The organism is Paramesorhizobium deserti (genome assembly GCF_001558695.1).
Taxonomy (GTDB): Bacteria; Pseudomonadota; Alphaproteobacteria; order Rhizobiales; family Rhizobiaceae; genus Paramesorhizobium; species Paramesorhizobium deserti.
Genome location: NZ_LNTU01000001.1, coordinates 304,412 through 324,203, shown reverse-complemented (window position 1 = coordinate 324,203; position 19,792 = coordinate 304,412). Strand labels below are relative to the sequence as shown.

16 protein-coding genes are annotated in these 19,792 nt (G+C 63.6%); 6 read left to right on the top strand and 10 right to left on the bottom strand.

Annotated elements, in window-relative coordinates; all coding sequences use genetic code 11:
* Positions 1-58: 58 nt before the first annotated feature.
* On the bottom strand, positions 59-769 hold the full coding sequence (gene queC, locus ATN84_RS01510) for a 7-cyano-7-deazaguanine synthase QueC (RefSeq protein ID WP_068879769.1): 711 nt from the start codon (positions 767-769) through the stop codon (positions 59-61).
* Positions 770-945: 176 nt separating this feature from the next.
* On the opposite strand from queC, the gene ATN84_RS01505 reads away from it, so the two are divergent.
* A complete protein-coding gene (locus ATN84_RS01505) occupies positions 946-1,707 on the top strand; it encodes a TIGR04290 family methyltransferase (RefSeq protein ID WP_068879768.1) in 762 nt (253 codons plus the stop codon).
* A gap of 7 nt (positions 1,708-1,714) precedes the next feature.
* On the opposite strand, the gene ATN84_RS01500 is transcribed toward ATN84_RS01505, so the two are convergent.
* From ATN84_RS01500 to ATN84_RS01470, 7 genes are all read right to left on the bottom strand, one after another.
* On the bottom strand, positions 1,715-2,758 hold the full coding sequence (locus ATN84_RS01500; protein WP_068879767.1) for a glycosyltransferase: 1,044 nt from the start codon (positions 2,756-2,758) through the stop codon (positions 1,715-1,717).
* A 70-nt stretch (positions 2,759-2,828) separates the two neighbouring features.
* The gene (locus tag ATN84_RS01495) at positions 2,829-3,746 is read right to left on the bottom strand and encodes a glycoside hydrolase 5 family protein (RefSeq protein WP_068879766.1); all 918 of its coding nucleotides are present in this window, start codon (positions 3,744-3,746) and stop codon (positions 2,829-2,831) included.
* A gap of 4 nt (positions 3,747-3,750) precedes the next feature.
* A complete protein-coding gene (locus ATN84_RS01490; protein ID WP_068879765.1) occupies positions 3,751-4,602 on the bottom strand; it encodes a nucleotidyltransferase family protein in 852 nt (283 codons plus the stop codon).
* A gap of 4 nt (positions 4,603-4,606) precedes the next feature.
* On the bottom strand, positions 4,607-5,713 hold the full coding sequence (locus ATN84_RS01485; protein WP_068879764.1) for a CgeB family protein: 1,107 nt from the start codon (positions 5,711-5,713) through the stop codon (positions 4,607-4,609).
* A complete protein-coding gene (locus ATN84_RS01480; RefSeq protein ID WP_068879763.1) occupies positions 5,710-6,321 on the bottom strand; it encodes a histidine phosphatase family protein in 612 nt (203 codons plus the stop codon). The genes ATN84_RS01485 and ATN84_RS01480 overlap by 4 nt, the downstream gene beginning before the upstream one ends.
* A gap of 5 nt (positions 6,322-6,326) precedes the next feature.
* A complete protein-coding gene (locus tag ATN84_RS01475; RefSeq protein WP_068879762.1) occupies positions 6,327-7,430 on the bottom strand; it encodes an inositol-3-phosphate synthase in 1,104 nt (367 codons plus the stop codon).
* Positions 7,431-7,631: 201 nt separating this feature from the next.
* Entirely contained in the window at positions 7,632-8,471 is an 840-nt protein-coding gene (locus ATN84_RS01470; RefSeq protein WP_068879761.1) for a hypothetical protein, read from the bottom strand.
* Positions 8,472-8,643: 172 nt separating this feature from the next.
* Here ATN84_RS01470 and ATN84_RS01465 point away from each other — a divergent pair, with 172 nt between their 5' ends.
* Entirely contained in the window at positions 8,644-9,348 is a 705-nt protein-coding gene (locus tag ATN84_RS01465) for a ribonuclease activity regulator RraA (protein WP_068879760.1), read from the top strand.
* Positions 9,345-10,286, top strand: a complete 942-nt coding sequence (locus tag ATN84_RS01460; protein WP_068879759.1) for a dihydrodipicolinate synthase family protein — start codon at positions 9,345-9,347, stop codon at positions 10,284-10,286. The genes ATN84_RS01465 and ATN84_RS01460 overlap by 4 nt, the downstream gene beginning before the upstream one ends.
* Here ATN84_RS01460 and ATN84_RS01455 read toward each other — a convergent pair.
* Positions 10,265-11,461, bottom strand: coding sequence for an HPP family protein (locus tag ATN84_RS01455; RefSeq protein WP_068879758.1), 1,197 nt, complete (start codon positions 11,459-11,461; stop codon positions 10,265-10,267). The two genes, ATN84_RS01460 and ATN84_RS01455, sit on opposite strands and share 22 nt — an antisense overlap.
* Before the next feature lie 114 nt (positions 11,462-11,575).
* Entirely contained in the window at positions 11,576-12,022 is a 447-nt protein-coding gene (locus ATN84_RS01450; RefSeq protein ID WP_068880814.1) for a baeRF12 domain-containing protein, read from the bottom strand.
* A 199-nt stretch (positions 12,023-12,221) separates the two neighbouring features.
* Between ATN84_RS01450 and ATN84_RS01445 the strand changes: the two genes are divergently transcribed.
* From ATN84_RS01445 to glgB, 3 genes are read left to right on the top strand one after another with little or no spacing between them, the layout of a single operon-like run.
* Positions 12,222-14,216, top strand: a complete 1,995-nt coding sequence (locus ATN84_RS01445; protein WP_068879757.1) for an alpha-1,4-glucan--maltose-1-phosphate maltosyltransferase — start codon at positions 12,222-12,224, stop codon at positions 14,214-14,216.
* Positions 14,213-17,563, top strand: a complete 3,351-nt coding sequence (gene treS, locus ATN84_RS01440; RefSeq protein ID WP_068879756.1) for a maltose alpha-D-glucosyltransferase — start codon at positions 14,213-14,215, stop codon at positions 17,561-17,563. The genes ATN84_RS01445 and treS overlap by 4 nt, the downstream gene beginning before the upstream one ends.
* Positions 17,560-19,776: a 1,4-alpha-glucan branching protein GlgB gene (gene glgB / locus ATN84_RS01435; protein WP_068879755.1), complete on the top strand. Its 2,217-nt coding sequence runs from the start codon at positions 17,560-17,562 to the stop codon at positions 19,774-19,776. Before treS ends, glgB begins: the two co-directional genes overlap by 4 nt.
* Positions 19,777-19,792: the final 16 nt, after the last annotated feature.

Here is a 19,792-nt window from a genome sequence, read left to right as displayed (position 1 = left end):
CGACGGAACATCCGGCAGGCGATTTCGTTCCCGTACCGGGCTTATTGGCAGCGACGTGCTAGCCGCCCTGCGGCCCCGGCCCCTTCCGAACCGCTTCCAGCCAGTAATCGTGGTCCTCGTAAACGGTCGGATCTTCTATTCCGGCGAGGTGGAAAGCCTCGCGCCGTTCGACGCATGTGCCACAGCGCCCGCAATGGCGCTCGCCGCCCTTGTAGCAGGACCAGGTCTCGGCAAAGGGCGTGCCGTGCTTTGCCCCGTCGGTGACGATGTCGGCCTTAGAGATGTTCACGTAAGGCGCAAGGAGCTTGATATCGGCATAACCGTCCAGCGCGTGCTGCTGCATGGTCTGGAACGCATCGATGAAACCGGGGCGGCAGTCGGGATAGATGAAATGGTCGCCGCCATGAACGGCGACCGCCACCGCATCGGCATTTTCCGCCGCAGCGACACCGAAGGCGATCGCCAGCATGATCGCATTGCGGTTCGGCACCACGGTGATGCGCATCGTCTCCTCGGCATAGTGCCCGTCGGGCACGTCGACATTATCGGTGAGTGCGGAGCCGGACAGGGCGCGGCCGATTGCGCCGATATCGATAATCCGGTGCGGCACCTTCAGCCGCTTCGCGCAGGCCGCGGCAAAGTCCAGTTCCTTCTTGTGCCTTTGCCCATAGTCGAACGACAGGAGGCCGACGAGTTCATGCTCCGCCGCGACCTTGTGGGCGAGCGAGACGGAATCCAGTCCGCCGGAGCAGATGACGAGGGTCTTCATGGCTGTGTCCTTGTTTTGTCCGGGTAGGCTGCGACCGGTTTCGGTGAGGGCTCATTACAGCAAAGGCGGCGGATTGTGAATGGCGAACCGGCGCGGGAACACTTGCTGCCGCAAAAGGTTCTGGAAGGAAAAGGAGCAGCATCAAAGATGTTGATCGAAAGGCTGAGGAGACGAAGATGACGGCGGCTGTTGCAGGCGTGGACGAGAAGAGCGAGATCCGCAGGCGCATTGAGGAGCTTGGGCCCTGGTTCCACAATATGCGCATAGGCGGCATCGAGACTGCGCCCGATCACTTCCTCGGCAATTACCCCGCTTGCAAATGGCAGACCTTCGCCGAAGTGCTGCCGAAGGACCTGACGGACAGGACGGTGCTCGACATCGGCTGCAATGCCGGCTTCTACTCGCTGGAGATGAAGCGGCGCAATGCCGCCCATGTCGTCGGTATCGACCATGACCCGCATTATCTGCGCCAGGCCGCTTTCGCCGCCGAGCAGGAGGGCATCGACCTCGAACTGCACCGCATGTCCGTCTATGACGTGGCGAAGCTCAAGCGGAAATTCGATCTCGTGATCTTCACCGGCGTCCTCTATCACCTGCGCCACCCGCTTCTGGCGCTCGACATGATCTATGAACATGTCGCCGGCGATCTGCTCCTGTTCCAGAGTATGCAGCGCGGGAGCAACGATATTCCAGTTCTCGAACGCGATTATCCCTTCGAGAATGAAGACGTCTTCGACCGATATGCCTATCCCAAGCTCCATTTTGTCGAGGATCACTATTGCGGCGATCCCACCAACTGGTTCATCCCCAACCGTGCGGCGGTGGAAGCGATGCTCCGAAGCGCCGGCTTCGCTATCAAAGCGCATCCCGAGCGCGAGGTTTACCTCTGCCGCAGGGCCGAGCGACCGGAAAGTGTCGAGCCTCCGCCTTGCGGGTAGGGCATGTTCAGGCTGAAGCCTGCAGCTGTTTCGCCATCTGCTCATAGACGCGGAAATATCGCCCGGTCATCTTCTCCAGCGAAAAACGCTCCGCTGCCGCGGCCTTGCAGATGGCTGGATCGAGCGTCTCGGCGGCGGCGATCGCCTCCGCCATCTCCCGCGCGTCATGGACGATGAAGCCGGTCCGGCCATGCTCGATGACCGAGGGCAGCGCGCCATTGGCAAAGGCGATAACAGGCGTGCCGCAGGCGAGGGCCTCGATCGCTGTCAGCGAGCTGGTTTCGGCGACGAGACTCGGGATCAACGCGCAGCGCGCCGATGCGAGCAGCCGGCGCTTGGCGTGAAAGCCGAGCGGGCCGAGGAAACGGCGTCTCTTGTCGAGCAGTGGTGCGACGCTCTCCTCGAAATAGCGCCGATGCGCTTCGTAAGCGAACACCTGGCCGCCGATCAGCAGTGGTGCATCGGCCATATGGCAGGCTTCAAGCGCGATATGCACGCCCTTTTCCGGGCAGATGCGGCTCAGCATGATGGCATGCTCGCGCTTGCGCAGCGAGGTCTCGAACAGCGCGTGCGAAACGCCGTTGGGAACCGGCGCCAGCAACTGCGCGCCGGCCGGTCGCGTCGCGTGTTGCGCCTCCGATACGCAGTTGAGCCACAGATTGGCGCGCGGCCGGAAGATCCACGCGGGATACCAGTCGAGCGGCAGGTGCAGCGTCGCCAGCGTCGAAGCGTATTCGGGAATATAGGCGGGAAAATCGATGCCGTGCAGATGAACGATCGCGTCAGGCACGCGTCGCAATACCTCCCGGATTCTCGCGCGCCAGGCGGCCCAGACGCGCTCGCGGACCTGATCGTCCACCGTCTCCGCAAGTGTATCAACGGCGATGAGTTCGCCAGCGGTGAGCGATCCCCGGCAGGCGATCACGAGAGAGCGATGTCCATGTTCGACCAGCGCATGGTCCAGCGCCGAGAGCACCTGTTCGGCACCGCCCACCGCGTCGGGGCCGACCGGAGCAAACGGATAGGCGACACTGAGGACCGTCAGAACCATCGGGGAAGCCGGAGTTCCGGGCAGAGGAACCTTTCGCGGTCGGATTGCTTCTCCTGCCCGGCATGGAAGTTCATGCGAAATCTCGCAGGCGGCGCGCGCCGGTGCCGGCATAGCGTTCGATCATGTTGGCGCAGAACTCGGCGAATTCCTCCTTCACCAGCGGCGGACTGGTGTGATGGGGTTCGATGCCGCGATGTTCGGGCGTGAAGCAGAAGGTCAGCGTCACGTCGAAATCCTCGAGCGCTTCCATCTGCCGGTCGAACCAGGCGAGCGCATTGGGGCGGAAGCTGTCCGCCCAGGAAAGCCCGGTCCTGAGCGATTTCACGCCGAGCCGTTTCAGCCAGGCGACGCCCTCGTCGAGGCGCGGGTCCTCGAAATGGAACCACTGGCAGAGGCCGAGATCCGGGGTGTGGCGGGCGAACTCCCGGAGTGCCGGCTTTGGCGTACCGTCCTCGCGGATCAGCCCCATGTAGAAATGCCGATAATATGAGGAGCCCTCGGCCTCCTTGTGCCGCGTCGTCGCGCCCCATTCCTGCGGCAGGTCGAACAGGCTGTACCACTGGATGCGCTGGGCGCGTCCCTTCAGGAGTTCGGCGGTTCGCTTCAAGCCCCAGAGCTGCACCTCCTCGGCGCCGAAGGTCGAGACGCCGACTTCGCTGACCCAGACCGGCAAATCGGTCACGGCCTGGATTTCAGCCAGTTTTTTCGGCCAGTCGTGAATGGACCAGAGATTCCAGTCGAGCGGGAACCCGTGGACGGCGATCGCGTCCACATGATCGAGCACCCCGCGCCCCTGCATGTTCTGGATAAAGAGCGGATCGATCGGCGAAATGCCGCCGAGAACGGTGACGACATCGGGATTGGTGTCGCGAACGGCATCGGCGGCCACGATGGCCATATCGGCGAAGAGCGACCAGTCCGGATCGATCTCGATATCCCAATGGGACTTGTTGTTGGGCTCGTTCCATATCATCGCAGCTTCGATCATTCTCTCACCTCTGTTGTGTTTCAGTCCTTGATGCGGGATGAACGGGCCTGGTCATCCGTCTCGGGCCGAACAGCCGTCGTCCCGCCGGGGTGGCGACGGTCACGTTGGAGCCGTTCGCCAGTGCTGGATCGGTGTCGGGTTTGCGGAGCAGGTCGCCGGCGGCGCGATAGCCCTCCAGCGTGCCGACATCGACATAGCGCGCGCCGGCCCTGACGCCGACGGCCTCGCCGCCTTGCGCCAGATAGGCGTTGACGAGCGTTCCCATATATTCGTCGGCGCGCCGGCGCTCGATCCAGAGCTGCCTGAGGTCGTGCAGGATCCGCCCCGGCATCCGGAAGGCGCCCCACACCCAATGGGTGGAGGGGCGGGCGGCTTTCACCTGGATCTCGCGCACCCGGCCCGCTTCGTCCGTTTCAACCGCATCGAAGGCGGAGGGATTGTCGACGGGGAAGAGCAGGAAGGCCAGCTTGTCTTCAGGCAGCGCCAGAAACCCGTCCACCGGCAGCCAGATCGTGTCGGGCAGCCCGATAAGCACCTCTTCGTCCGGCGCAATCAGCGGCGCCACGCAGAAGATCGCGTCGCACAGGCCCGCCGGCTGCGGCTGCACGACATAGGCGACGGAGGCAGGTCCGTAGCCGCCGCCATAATATTCCATGATGTCGGATTTGCCCGGCGCGATTACGAAGCAGAGCTTGTCCGCACCACCGCGGATCATGCGCTCGCATAGATACTCGCTGACGGCGCAGGGCCGTTCGGAGCCGCCATCATGTCTGCTGCCGACAGGCAGGAGCTCCTTGGAGAATGCCAGCGGCTGGATCCGGCTGCCGGCGCCCGCGGCAGGAATGATGCCCCACATTGGTTCAACTCTCCTGCATCTGGAGTTCCGGTTTGCCACTTCTCGCGGATGAAATCTGATTGAGATAGGATTCCAGCTCCTCCGCGCGCCGGTCGGAAGTGTGCTCCGTGAGCACCCTTTCGCGGGCGCGGGCGGCGATACGCTTCAGCTCCGCGTCGTCGCGGCCGAGCGCGGCCAGCGTATCGGCAGTGCTTTGCGCCACCAGGATCTCGCTGCCCGGCTCGAAGAAATGGTCGAGCCCCCGCCACCGGTCCGAGAGGACAGGCACGCCGCAGGCTGCCGCCTCGAACAGCCGGCCGGAGGGGCACCAGCCCATCTCGGCCATGGCGCGCCGGGTAATGTTGAGCGTCAGCCGTGCTGACGAATAGAAGGGGGGATGTTCGTCCGGCGGCAGGTGGCGGACGAAGAAGATATTGTCGGCCCAGGGAAAATCTTCCGGATATTGCGCGCCCGCGATGACGAAACGCGCCTCCGGCCGCTGGCGGGCGGCGGCGACCAGCAGCTCCTCCAGCGCCTGCTGCCGGTCGGCGGCATAAGTGCCGATATAGGAGAGATCGGCGGCATAGTTCCTGCGCGCCGCCGTCGGCCGGTGCGTGGCGGGGTCTACATGGCCGAACAGCGCTTTCACCCGCCGGCCGCCCAGCCGCTCGCGCAATTCGCTCAGTGCGCCGCCGCCGGTATAGCTCAGCACCAGGTCGAAATCCCTGAGGCCCCGCGGCCCGATATAGGTGAGGCTCTCTCCCCGCTCGAGGGCCGAGAGCGTCATCGGCGTGTCGAGATCATAGAACACCTTCACCGGCCGTTGGGCCGATAGAGCAAGCTCGGAAGCCGCAATGCCGTCGGGGCAATAGGAGGTGACCATCGCGACGTCTGCGTCGCGCAGGTGCCGTTGCGCGGCCGGCAGAACCTCCTGCCAATCCTGGTAAAGGATGAGCTCGCCTTTTTCGATCGCGTAGAGATCGCGCGTGCCGGCATAATAGGGCGCGTCGTGCTCGAAGAAGGCGACTGTCCAGCCCCGCCGCGCCAGCGCCCGAACCATCCCGCGCCACAGCGTGGCGTGGCCGTTTCCCCAGGATGACGAGATCGTCAGGCCGAAGATCACCATTTTCACGGGACTGCCTCCTTCGGTTCCGGAAAGCGGTTCCCGTCGAGCGCCAGCATCGTCTCGTGCCTCTCGTCGATGAGAAGCGTGGCGACGGAAGCGGGAGCGATCTCGAAATCATGGATCGTCTGAAAGGATTTGCCGAGATAGCGGCAGATGCCCGCCTTGATAACGTCGCTGTGGCTGACGAGGCAGACCGAGCCGCTGGGGAACATCACGCTCAGCCGGTCGATCAAGCCGGTCAGCCGCGCGGCGGCATCGTTCATCGTCTCTCCGGCTGGCGTGCAGGTGGTCTCGCGCTCGGCGTTCCAGTGCCGCCAGTTCGGGTCTTCCTCCAGCGCATCGAATGTCTGGCCCGCCCAGCGCCCGAAATCGATCTCGTCCAACTCCTCCGCTATCCCGATTTCAAGTCCGGTAACCGACGCTATGCATTCGGCCGTTTCCCGCGCGCGCGGCTGCGGGCTGCTGTAGAGCGCATCGAGACCCATTGCGGCCATGCGGCTGGCCATCGCTTCGGCCTGGATGTGCCCCGTCTCGGAAAGATGTATTCCCGGCATGCGCCCGGTCAGGATTTTGCCGACATGCCCGTGATCGGCATGCCGCAACAGGTGGAACATGGTGCTCACTGTCGGACCCTGATCGGCTGGCCACCTTTGCCGGAAACGAAATCGAGGGTCCGCGCCCGCGCTTCCGCATCCGTGAACTGTTCGGGTGGCGACTTCATGAAATAGCTCGACGGCCCAACCAGTGCGCCGCCGATGCCGCGATCGAGCGCCAGTTTCGCGCAGCGCACCGCATCGATCACCACGCCCGCCGAATTGGGCGAATCCCAAACTTCGAGCTTCACTTCGGCATTGATGGGGACGCCGCCGAAGGCCGTGCCCTCCATGCGGATATAGGCCCATTTGCGGTCGGTCAGCCACGGCACGTGGTCGCTCGGGCCGACATGCACATTCTCCGCCGGCATTGGCACGCCAAGCTGGCTTGTCACGGACTGTGTCTTGGAGATTTTCTTCGATTCCAGCCGTTCCCGCTCCAGCATGTTCTGGAAATCGGTGTTTCCGCCGAAATTCAACTGATAGGTGCGGTCGAGCCTGATGCCCCTTTCCCGGAAGAGATTGGTGAGCACGCGGTGGACAATGGTCGCCCCCACCTGGCTCTTGATGTCGTCGCCGATCAGCGGCAGGCCGCGTTCCTCGAAGCGCTTGCGCCATTCCGGACGCGAGGCGATGAAGACGGGAATGCAGTTGACGAAGGCGCAGCCGGCTTCCAGCGCCCGCTCGGCATACCAGAGCGAGGCGCGCTCCGAGCCGACCGGCAGGTAGGAGACGAGGATGTCGGTGCGGCTGCGGCTGAGCACCTCCGTCACATCCGCCTCCGGCTCGTCGGATTCCTCGACCAGGTGCCGGACATATTGCCCGATGCCGTCGAGCGTCCTGCCGCGTTCGACCCTGACGCCGGTCGGGGCTACGTCGGCGAAGCGCATGGTGTTGTTGGGCGGCGCGAAGATCGCCTCCGAGACGTCGCGGCCGACCTTGGCCGCGCTGACGTCGAAGGCCGAGGAGATGACGATGTCGTCGACCTTGTAGCCGCCGAGTTCCGTGCTCATCAGGCCGGGCACCGGCTCGGGCGAATTGATCCCGCTATAGTGGCTGAGCCCTTGCACGAACGACGATGCGCAGTTGCCGACGCCGACGATTCCCACTCTCAAATTCGTATCCTGCATGCTCCACCTCCAGAGCAAGTCGAGGAAAAACCGAAGTGCTTTTCCCAGGAAAAGCCGGAACCGCTTTCCCATCGGACTTGCGTGAAAATCTCTCGCTGCCGAGGGCCGTGGCGCTCAAAAAGCGGCCGAAGCCATCAAGCAGCCTCCAAACCGCTGAACGGTCTCATTGTTCCTGAGTAGAAGGTTTGCCCTTTCGGCGGTTCACAGGGCGCGGGCGAAGGCTTTGGCTTCCAGGAGCGCGCGGCTCAGCCCGAAACGCGTGGCGATATCGTCCTCGATCGGCCGGCCGAACGTTCGCACGGCCCTGTTGAAGTCGCGGCGCCATCCGGCATAGGGTCCGTGATTTTCCGAATGGTTCTCGTCGGTATTGACGAGATAGCCGACCGGCACCGGTAGACGGACGATATCGACGCCCGCCTCCGCCGCCGTTTCAAGCCAGACATGATGGGAGCCCAATTCCCGATGCGGGTCGCGCCGCATCGCATCGAGGCTGTCCGGCTCGATCCTCGCGATGGTGCTCGACCCGCAGAGATGATGGAAATCACCGTCGAAAATGCGGGAGTCAGGCAGTTTGGCGGCGCATAAGGAGGTGAAATCGATTACAAATCCTTTGTCGATCACCCCACCGACCTGGCCCGGGCCGATCAGCCGGCGCGCCGTCTCCACCAGGTTTCGCCCGACGAGATCATCGGCATCGAGATACATCAGCAGGCCGCCGCCCTCCCGCCTGACCGCCTCCTTGATCCGCCACTTCTTGCTTCCGCCATCGTCATTGGCGGCGCTCGGGCGCTCAACTGGCCAATCGGCCTGCAGAAAATGGAAGCGCGGATCGCCCCGTGTGAGCTCGTGCCAGCACGGCGGCAGGTCGTGGCCGGCAAGGATAAGGCGGAAGTCGCGGTCGCCCTGGGCGAGCACCGAGCGCAGCGTTAGAGAAATGAGATCGTTGACGCGCCCCCAATCGCATGCCGCCTCCCGCGCGATCAGCGGAACGCCGAATGTGAACCTTTCCCTGCGTGATGAAGAGCGCTGTTCGAAAGCCATTATTTCTCCCTATGCTTGGGCGTCGTGGCACGCCTTTTTCAAAACCGCGTCATCAGGCCCAAACTCTTTCGATCCCCTGAAGTTGCGCTACAGCACAGGATTGCATTTTCGTTCGCGGCGGGCATGATGCGCCCCGCGCGGGCACCAGCCACGCCGATATCAAGGAGTTTCTATGTCTCTCGATCCGAAAATCGTGGAGACGCTGAAAGGCGTTTCCACCGCTACGCTGACCACGGTGCTTCTGAAGAAGGGCCTGCGCAATGTCTGGATGCGCGGCACCAAGCCGCTGCAGCCGAGCCAGGGCAGGGTGGTCGGCCCGGCCTTCACCTTGCGCTTCGTGCCCGCCCGCGAGGATCTCGCCACGCCGGAAAGCTGGGCCTCGCCCATCTCCACCCGCGCGGCGATCGAGGCGATGCCGGAGGGCTGCGTCGCAGTGGCGGACGCCATGGGCGTGCTCGATGCCGGCATTTTCGGCGATATCCTCTGCTCGCGCATGAAGAAGCGCGGCGTGGCGGCCCTCGTCACTGATGGCGTGATGCGCGATGCCGAAGGCGTGCTGGGCACGGGACTGCCGATCTGGTGCAACGGCGTCGCCGCTCCTCCCTCCGTCGCGGGCCTCACCTTCGTCGCCTGGCAGCAGCCGGTCGCCTGCGGCGGCGTCGCCGTCTTCCCCGATGATATCGTCGTGGTCGATGAGGACGGGGCAGTGCTCATTCCCGCCAAATTCCTCGATGCCGTGCTCGCCGAAGCGCCCGAGCAGGAGCGGATGGAAGCCTGGATCATGACCGAGGTCGATCGCGGCGTGCCGCTGCCGGGCCTTTATCCGATGAATGACGAGACGAAGGCCCGCTACAAGGCCTGGAAGGACGGGAAATGAGTTTTGCGGACGACGCCAAGGGCGTCTATTCCATTGCCACGACACCCTTCCTTCCCGACGGTTCGCTCGATCTTCCCTCGGTCGATCGGCTGACGGATTTCTATCAGGAATGCGGGGCGAGCGGCCTCACCATCCTCGGCATCATGGGCGAGGCGCCCAAGCTCGAGCCGGATGAATCGCGCACCATCATCCGCCAGGTGGTCAAGCGAGCCAGGGTGCCGGTGGTCGTCGGCGTCTCCGCGCCGGGCTTCGCCGCCATGCACTCGCTGGCGCGCGATGCGATGGAGATGGGCGCGGCCGGCGTGATGATCGCGCCGACGCCTTCACTCAGGACCGACGAGCAGATCGTCGGTTATTTCACGCAGGCAGTGGAAGCGGTCGGCGCGGACGTGCCCTTCGTGCTGCAGGATTATCCGCTGACGCTGTCGGTTGTCATGTCCCCGTCCGTCATCGCCAGAATCGTCGCGGCTCTGCCTTCCTGCGTCATGCTCAAGCATGAAGATTGGCCGGGCCTTGAGAAGATCTCGAAGCTGCGCGCCATGCAGGAGGCGGGCGAACTCCGGCCTTTCCCGATCCTCTGCGGCAATGGCGGCATGTTCCTAGATTTCGAGCCGGAGCGTGGCGCCGATGGCGCCATGACCGGCTATGGCTTCCCCGACATGCTGGTCGAGCTGATCGGCCTCCATCAGGCTGGCAGGCGCGACGAGGCGCATGATCTCTTCGACGCCCATCTGCCGCTCATCCGCTATGAGCAGCAGCTTGGCGTCGGCCTCGCCGTGCGCAAGCATGTGCTGTTGCGGCGCGGGATCATCACCTCCGACGCGCAGCGCAAGCCGGGAGCGGCGCTGAGTCCTACGGCGCGTGCCGAGGTGGATTATCTGCTGGCGCGGCTCGCCCGTCGCGACCCGCGTGCCGCTCAGGCTGCGTCGGCTGCCTGAGCCGCCGCGCCGCGCAGGCCCGCGATCTTGCCCTGGAAGAGGGCGGCGATGAGATCGGATTGCGTGACGATGCCGACCACCCGATTGGCATCGTCCACCACCGGCATGTGATGCAGGCCCATATCCGCCATCGGCGGCACCAGCTTGCCGATCATCGTTTCCGGCAGGGCCGACTGGACGCGCCGCGTCATGATCTCGGAAACGTTCCGCGGTGAGCGGCGCGGCCGCCCGAAAGCGGTGCGCAGCCGGTCGCGGAAGCTGATATTGAGGCGCCCGTCTTCCGTGAGCACTGAATTGCGCATGAAATCGGTCTGCGTGACGATCCCGACCAGCCCATCGTCTTCCGTGATCACCGGCAGCGCCTTGATGTGATGGTCGAGCAGCATCCGCCAGGCATCGCGAAGCGAGGTACCGGGCGTGACCGTCAGCACATCCCTGGACATGATCTCGCCGCAGGTGATTTCACCCGAGCGACGATTATAGGCGCGGATCTGCGCCTGATGCAGCAGCGCGTCCAACTCGTCGGGGCTGATATTGATGATCTCGTCATATTGGGCGAGCACGGCCTGCAGATCGTCCGGCACGATGCCGATCCGCTGGCTCGGCAGCGGGTCCGCCGTGTGATGCGGATTGCCCGCCATCGGCGCCAGGTGCGGGTAGCGCCGTCCGGTCAGATTGTTGAAGGCGAGCGCTACCATAAGCAACAGGGCCGAATTGATGCCGACGGGCGTCAGCGCGAACCAGTATCCCGCTTCATGGATGGAGGCGCCGCCCAGGACGGCGGTCAGCGCCACAGCGCCGCTCGGCGGGTGCAGGCAGCCGAGCAAGAGCATGGTTCCGATCGATAGGGCCACCGCGATCGCCGCCGCCAGCACCGGATCGGGGATGAACAGCGCCGAGGTGACGCCGATCAGCGCCGATACGATATTGCCGCCGAGGATCGACCAGGGCTGGGCGAGCGGGCTCGTCGGCACCGCGAAGAGCAGCACCGCCGATGCGCCCATCGGTGCGATCAGAAGGGGGAGGTTCACTTCGGAACCGAGCGCCAGCTTGCTGACCGTTCCGGTCAGGAGAATGCCGACCAGCGCGCCCAGTGAGGAGCGCAGGCGCTCGACATGGCTGACGGGGACAAGCGCGGGGACGAGCCGTCGGATGAACGTAATGGCAGTGGACATGAAACCCGAAGCGAACGATAGGAGCTGCGTTTTTTGTTAGCACAATGCCTACGGATTAAGCATGGAACGTTGAACTAAAATTCCCGGCTTGTTTGGAAATTTCTGTCTTGCTGATCATGCGGCCAGTATCTGCTCGATATCCGTGACCGAATGGTTGGTGAGCGTCTTCGGTATTTCGCCCGCCACCCGCGCGCTCACCTCCTTGTGCAACTCCTTGCGAAGGGTGCCGAGAACCAACGGCGGGGCGACGAGGACGATCTTCTGGAACCGGTCGCGATGAGCGAGCTTGTAGAGCCAATCGGCGAGATCGTCGGCGAAACGCTCCTTCCCCAGCCGGTGCCAGTCCGTTTCCTCGAAGCCGCTCTTGTGCGTGCCCTGTCCATCGTAATACCGGCCCGGCGTGTCTGTTCCCTGCTCGCGGGTAGGCGGGTTCTCGTCATGAACCTCCTGCACCACCTTCAGGTTGGGATGCGCAGCATCCCCTTCGTTGCGCAGGAAAAGCGCCTTTTCCCCATCCGCCACCAAAAGCCAGATATCGTGCTCGAGCCGGATCTCCGCCATGATTTCCTCCATCTGCGATCATGCCTTTACATGGCCGCAAAACGTTCGGCGCCCGGCAACGTTCCCGTGGGTGCAATTCCTTCAGGACGAAAATTATCGAAAGATTTAACGATCGCGGCCGCGTTTCGGGAACTTGCGCCCGCTGCCGGGCGTTGGGGCGCATCGGGGAATGCCCAGTGGAGGAGAGGTAAAGCCAAAGATGGACCGTCCGAGCCATCCGCTTCTGCAGAAGCTTGCCGCAAGCCGTGTCGCCATCGAGGCGGTTGAACCCGCGATCGATGGAGGACGGTTTGCCGCAAAGGCGGTCGCCGGCATGCCGTTCCGGGTGGAGGCGGATATCTTCTGCGACGGCCATGACGTCATCGCCGCAGCACTTCTTCACCGCCGCCGTGGCGATCAGCAATGGCGCGAAACGCCGATGCGACGGCTGGTAAACGACCGCTGGCGCGCGGCTATCGTTTTCACCGAGCCCGGCCACCACGAATTCAGCATCATCGCTTGGCGCGATCTCTTTGCCTCCTGGCGGGAGGAGGTCGCCAAGAAGCACGAGGCAGGACAGAAGATCATTCTGGAGCTGGAAGAGGGCAAGCATCTGGTCGAACAGACGCTGGCCGCGCACGGAGGCAGGGAAGGGGGTGGCTGGTCGGTGCTCGAGGCGCTTCTGGAAGAAGTCAGATCATCCGCGTCGGAAGGCGATAGGCTGGCCGTCCTGATGAGCGACGACATGGCGGCGCTGATGGCGCGCTTCGCTGTCCGGGTGAACCTGAGCGAGACCGAAACCGCTTTCCCGGTCTTCGTCGACCGTGAGCGGGCGGCCTTCAGCGCCTGGTACGAGCTGATGCCGCGCTCCCAATCCGGCAGCCCGGACCGGCACGGCACATTCGATGATGTGATAGCGAGGCTTCCTTACGTGGAGGGGCTCGGCTTCGACGTTCTCTATTTCCCGCCGATTCACCCGATCGGCCGCACCAACCGCAAGGGCCGCAACAATAGCCTGACGCCCGGGCCGGATGATCCCGGCAGTCCCTATGCGATCGGCTCTGAGGAGGGCGGACACGACGCCATCCACCCCGAACTCGGCACATTGGATGACTTCCGCCGCCTGGTGGAGGCGGCACGCCAGCATGGGCTGGAGATCGCGCTCGACTTCGCCATTCAGTGCTCGCCGGACCATCCCTGGATCAGGGAGCATCCCGAATGGTTCGACTGGCGGCCGGATGGAACCATCAAATTCGCCGAGAACCCGCCGAAGAAATATGAGGACATTGTCAATGTCCATTTCTACCGCGATGCTATCCCCGGCCTCTGGTATGCGCTGCGCGATGTCGTGCTCTTCTGGCTGGAGCACGGCGTGCGCATCTTCCGCGTCGACAATCCCCACACCAAGCCCTTGCCCTTCTGGGAATGGCTGATTGAGGAGGTGCGGCAGGTCGATCCCGGCGTTATCTTTCTCGCCGAGGCCTTCACCCGGCCCAAGATGATGAAGCGGCTCGCCAAGGTGGGCTTCAACCAGTCCTATTCCTATTTCACTTGGCGCAACACCAAGCAGGAACTGACGGAGTACCTCACCGAGCTCACCCGCGAGGAGTGCCGCTACACCATGCGGCCGAACTTCTTCGTCAACACGCCCGACATCAACCCAAGCTACCTCCAGACGAGCGGCCGGCCGGGCTTTCAGGTGCGGCTCTTCCTGGCGGCGACGCTGGGTGCGAATTACGGCGTCTATAGCGGCTTCGAGCTCTGTGAAGCCGCCGCCATGCCGGGCAAGGAGGAATATCTCAATTCCGAGAAATACGAGATCCGCGCCTGGGACTGGGATCGGCCGGGCAATATCAAGTCCGATATCGCCTTCATCAATCGTCTGCGGCAGGAAAATCCGGCGCTCCAGCAGTTCATCAATCTGAATTTCTACAATGCCTGGAACGATTCCATCCTTTATTACGGCAAATTCACCGACGATTTCTCCGATTTCCTGCTCTTTGCCGCCAATCTGGACCCGCACCATCCGCAGGCCGCCCATTTCGAGGTGCCCCTGTGGGAGTTCGGCCTGCCCGATGACGCGACCATTGAGGCCGACGATCTGGTCACCGGCCAGCCCTTCGCCTGGACCGGCAAGATCCAGCATATGTATCTCGATCCACACCAGCGACCTTACATGGCCTGGCGGCTCAAGGCGCCGGGAGGCCGGCGATGACCACTCTGGAAAGGCCGCCCGAGACGGCCACCGACCCCGGCGTCTCCGAAACGCTTCTCTCGGCACCGCCCGCCGGCCCGAATCCGCCCGACTGGTACAAGGACGCCATCATCTATCAGCTGCACATCAAGGCGTTCCAGGACGGCAGCGGCGACGGCATCGGGGATTTCAACGGCCTCCTGCAGCGGCTCGATTATATCGAGCGGCTGGGCGTGACCGCGATCTGGCTCCTGCCTTTCTACCCCTCGCCATTGCGCGACGACGGATACGACATCTCCGACTATCGCTCCATCAATCCGTCCTACGGCACGATGCGCGACTTCCGGCGCTTCGTCACCGAGGCGCACCGGCGCGGCATCAAGGTGATCACCGAGCTCGTCATCAACCACACCTCCGACCAGCATCCATGGTTCCAGAGGGCGCGGCACGCCAAGAAGGGCTCGGCGGCACGCAATTACTATGTCTGGAACGATGATGACGAGCGCTATCAGGAAACGCGCATCATCTTCATCGATACCGAGAAATCGAACTGGACCTGGGATCCGGTGGCGGGCCAGTTCTTCTGGCATCGCTTCTATTCACACCAGCCGGACCTCAATTTCGACAATCCACGGGTGCTGGAAGAGGTCGTCAAGGTCATGCATTACTGGCTCGACATGGGGGTGGACGGGCTCAGGCTCGACGCCATTCCCTATCTGGTCGAGCGCGACGGCACCAACAATGAGAACCTGCCCGAGACGCACGAGATCCTGAGGAAGATCCGTCGCGCGCTGGATGACAAATATCCCGACCGCATGCTGCTCGCCGAGGCCAACCAGTGGCCGGAAGACACGCGGCCCTATTTCGGCGAGGGCGACGAATGCCACATGGCGTTCCACTTTCCCCTCATGCCGCGCATCTACATGGCGCTCGCGCAGGAGGACCGGCACCCGATCTCCGATATCATGCGCCAGACGCCGGAAATCCCCGAGCCCTGCCAATGGGCGATCTTTCTGCGCAATCATGACGAGCTGACGCTTGAAATGGTCACCGACCGCGAGCGCGACTATCTCTGGCGCACCTATGCCGAGGACATGCGCGCCCGCATCAATCTCGGCATCCGCCGCCGGCTCGCGCCATTGATGCAGAACGACCGGCGCAAGATCGAATTGATGAATGCGCTGCTCCTCTCCATGCCCGGCACGCCGGTGGTCTATTATGGCGACGAGCTCGGCATGGGCGACAACATCTATCTGGGCGACCGCGACGGCGTGCGCACGCCCATGCAATGGTCGCCTGACCGCAATGGCGGCTTCTCGCGCGCCAATCCGCAGGCGCTCTACCTGCCGCCGATCATGGACCCGGTCTATGGCTATCAGACGATCAATGTCGAGGCGCAGGAGGTCGATCCCTCGTCGCTCCTCAACTGGATCCGCCGCATGATCATAGTGCGCAAGCAGCACAATGCCTTCGGGCGCGGCGATTTCACCATGCTTTATCCCAGCAACCGGCGCATCCTCGCCTATACGCGCAGCGACGGCAACGAGACGATCCTCTGCGTGGTGAACCTCTCGCGTTCCGCCCAGGCGGTGGAGCTCGACCTGTCGCGCTTCCGCACCTGCGTGCCCGTCGAGCTGATCAGCCAGTCGCCGTTCCCGCCGATCGGCGATCTCCCCTATATGCTCACCCTTTCGGGTTACGGCACCTTCTGGTTTCTGCTGGCGAGCGAGGCCCAGGCGCCTGCCTGGCACACCAACGTACCCGAGCCGCTACCCGAATTCATCACCCTGACGCTGATCGGCGGGCGCCTGCAGCGCGCGCTGGAGGGGAGGGAGCGCCGCCAGCTCGAACAGGACGTACTGCCGCAATTCATGCAGCGCCAGCGCTGGTTCGGCGCCAAGGGCGAGGAAATGCGCTCGGCCAGCATCCGCGAACTGGCCGCCCTTGGCGACGAGGCGGGGCTGATTTCCCTGGTCGATGTCGGGATGTCGGCATCGGGGGAGCAGCGTTATCTCCTGCCGCTCACGGTGCTCTGGGGGGAGGAGAACGTGCAGTTCGGCGCGCCGAAGCTCTCTGCCACCTTGGCGCGCGCGCGTCGCGGTCCGCTGTTAGGCGCACTGATCGACGGCTCCTATGACGATCGCTTCGCCGCCGAGCTGATGCGCCGGATGCAGGAAAATCAGGAACTAACCGTCGCCGGAGGGGTTCTCAGGTTCTACGGCAATGAAAAGCTGAAGGCCATGGCATTCACCGAACCACCGTCCCCGCTGACGGGCGAGCAGAGCAATGTGTCGGTCGCCTTCGCGCGCCAGGCGCTGCTGAAGATTTTCCGCCGTCTGCGCTCGGGCGATCAGCCGGAAGTGGAGGTGGCGCGCTTCCTGACCGAGGATGCCGGCTTCGGGAACACGCCGGCCTTCCTCGGCATGGTCGAATTCGAGGAAACAGGCGGCGAGAAGACGGTGCTCGCCAGCGTTTCGGCCTTTGTCGAGAACCAGGGGGACGCCTGGAGCGCCTTTCTCCGCGCGCTCGAACGGCAGGTCGAGGACGACATCATGCGGCACCAGCCCCTTTTTCCCGCTTTGCCGGATGAAGGTGAAGCACCGGTCCTTACCTATCCGCTCGATCTTCTCCGCCGTCTCGGCGAGCGCACGGGCGAGATGCACGCCGCCTTTGCCACCCCAACGGACAAGGAAGCCTTCCGCTGTGAGCCTGTTGCCCCCTCCGATATCGAGGCTTGGGTCAAGGATACAAGGGAGCAGGTGACTGCGGCCTACGCGGCGCTGGAGCGTGCGCGGGATCGGCTTTCGGCCACATCGCAGGACCTAGCGAGACAATTGGCCGAGCGCCGCACCACCATTGAGGAGCGGCTGGAAACATTGGCGAATATGCCGCCTTCGGGGAGGAAATCCCGCATCCATGGCGATTATCATCTGGGTCAGGTGCTGGTTTCCGAACAGGATCTCTTCATCATCGATTTCGAGGGCGAACCCAGGCGTACGCTCACCGAACGCTGCGCCAAGAACTTACCATTGCGCGATGTGGCGGGCATGCTGCGCTCCTTCGATTACGCGGCCTGGACGGCAGTGCGGCAGGTTACCGGGCGCTTGCCAGATCATTCGCGCGACAGCGCGGCGCTTGCCCGCAGCTGGCGCACCCGCATGAGCAGCGAGTTCCTCGACGGTTATCTCGCGGTGACAGCCGCCGCCGACAACCAGCCGGAGAGCCCTGAGGCAGGGCAGCGCCTGCTTGAACTCTTCCTGCTGCAGAAGGCGTTCTACGAGATCAATTACGAGCTTTCCAATCGCCCCGACTGGGTGGGTATTCCGGTGCAAGGCGTTCTCGATCTTTTGGAAGGAGAGGCGGCATGAACTCGCTCACCGGCGAAGCGCCCCCCTGGCGGCTGGATGATCCGCAGGCGATCGGCGCTCTGGTCGCCGGACGTCATAGCGATCCGTTTGCCGTGCTGGGACCGCATGCGGGTCCCGCCGGCATCGTGCTGCGCGTCCTGCATCCCGAGGCGGAAACCGCCGAGGCGTTCGACCCCGAGACCGGCCGGGCATTGGGCAAACTGCTGCGCCGCCACGCCCGTGGCTTCTTCGAAGGCCTGATTGCGGATGGGAACACTGTTCCGCGTTATCGCCTGCGCTTCGCCCGCGAAGGAGACGTCTGGGAGGAAGAAGACGCCTACCGCTTTCCCCCCACCTTCGGCGAACTCGATCTGCATCTCATCGGCGAGGGCCGGCATCGCCGTCTCTACCAGAAGCTAGGCGCTCATCCGATGCATTGCGACGGTGTATCGGGAACCCGCTTCGCCGTCTGGGCGCCCAACGCCAGCCGGGTCAGCGTGGTGGGCAATTTCAATGGTTGGGACGGCAGGCGGCATCCGATGCGGCTTCATTCCGGCGTCGGCATCTGGGAGATATTCCTGCCGGAGGTCCGGTCGGGGCAGTTCTATAAATACGAGATCATCGGGCGGCACGGCGAGGTCCTGCCGACCAAGGCCGACCCTGTCGGCTTTCGCAGCGAGGTGCCGCCGGCGACCGCCTCTGTCGTTCACGGTCTTCCCCGGATCGATTGGGACGACGGGAACTGGATGGAAAGCCGCGCCGCCGCCAATGACCGCACGGCCCCGATCTCGGTCTATGAGGTGCATCTGGGCTCCTGGCGGCGGCATGACGATGGCAGCTATCTCACCTATGATGAACTCGCCGACCAGCTTATTCCTTACGTCAAGGATCTGGGCTTCACCCATATCGAGTGCATGCCGGTCAGTGAGCATCCTTTCTCCGGCTCGTGGGGATACCAGCCGACCGGCCTCTATGCGCCGACCAGCCGCTTCGGATCACCGGAGGATTTTGCCCGTTTCGTCGACCGCTGCCACGGGGAAGGACTCGGCGTTATCATCGATTGGGTTCCCGCTCATTTCCCGAGCGACGCCCATGGCCTTGCCCGTTTCGACGGCACCGCGCTTTACGAGCATGAGGACCCGAGGCTCGGCTTCCACCGCGACTGGAACACGCTGATCTATAATTTCGGCCGTCGGGAGGTGGCGAATTTCCTCACCGCCAATGCGCTTTTCTGGCTCGACCAGTATCATGTCGACGCATTACGCGTCGATGCGGTCGCCTCCATGCTCTATCTCGATTACAGCCGTGAGCCCGGCGACTGGATCCCGAATATTCACGGTGGCAACGAGAACCTGGAAGCCATCGCTTTCCTGCGCGAGACGAACATCACCCTGTTTGCCGATTATCCCGGCGCGACCTCGATCGCCGAGGAATCGACCGCCTTCAACGGCGTGTCGCGCCCCGTCTATGCCGGCGGGCTGGGCTTCGGCTTCAAGTGGAACATGGGCTGGATGCATGACACGCTCGATTATATGAGCCGCGATCCGGTCCATCGCCGCTATCATCACGACCAGATGACCTTCGGCCTGCTCTATGCCTTCACGGAAAACTTCATCCTGCCGCTCAGCCATGACGAGGCGGTGCACGGCAAAGGCTCGCTGATCGGCCGCATGCCAGGCGATCGCTGGCAGAAATTCGCAAACCTGCGCGCCTATTTCACCTTCATGTGGACGCATCCCGGCAAGAAGCTCTTGTTCATGGGCGGCGAGTTTGGCCAGGAGCGTGAATGGAACCATGATTGGGGGCTCGACTGGCACCATCTGGACGACCCCATGCATGCCGGTGTCCGCGATCTCATCCGCGATCTCAACGCGGTCTATCGCAGCGAAAAGGCGCTTCACGCGTTCGATTGCGAGAGCGAGGGCTTCGAATGGATCGACGCCTCCAATCCCGATCTCAGCACCTTCATCTATCTGCGCAAGGGCGGAAGCGGCGCCCGTCCCGTCGTCGTCGCCTGCAATTTCACCCCCGTCGCGCGCGAGGACTTCCGCGTCGGCCTGCCGCTCGCCGGCCGCTGGCAGGAAATCGTGAACAGCGACCACCGCAAATATGGCGGCTCCGGCGTCACAAACGGGTCCGTCGATGCGATCGAAGAACCATGGCACGGGCGTCCCGCCTCGGCGACTTTGAGGCTGCCGCCCCTGGGCGCCATTGTTCTGGTTTGCGAGACGTGACCAAAGGGGAGGTGCC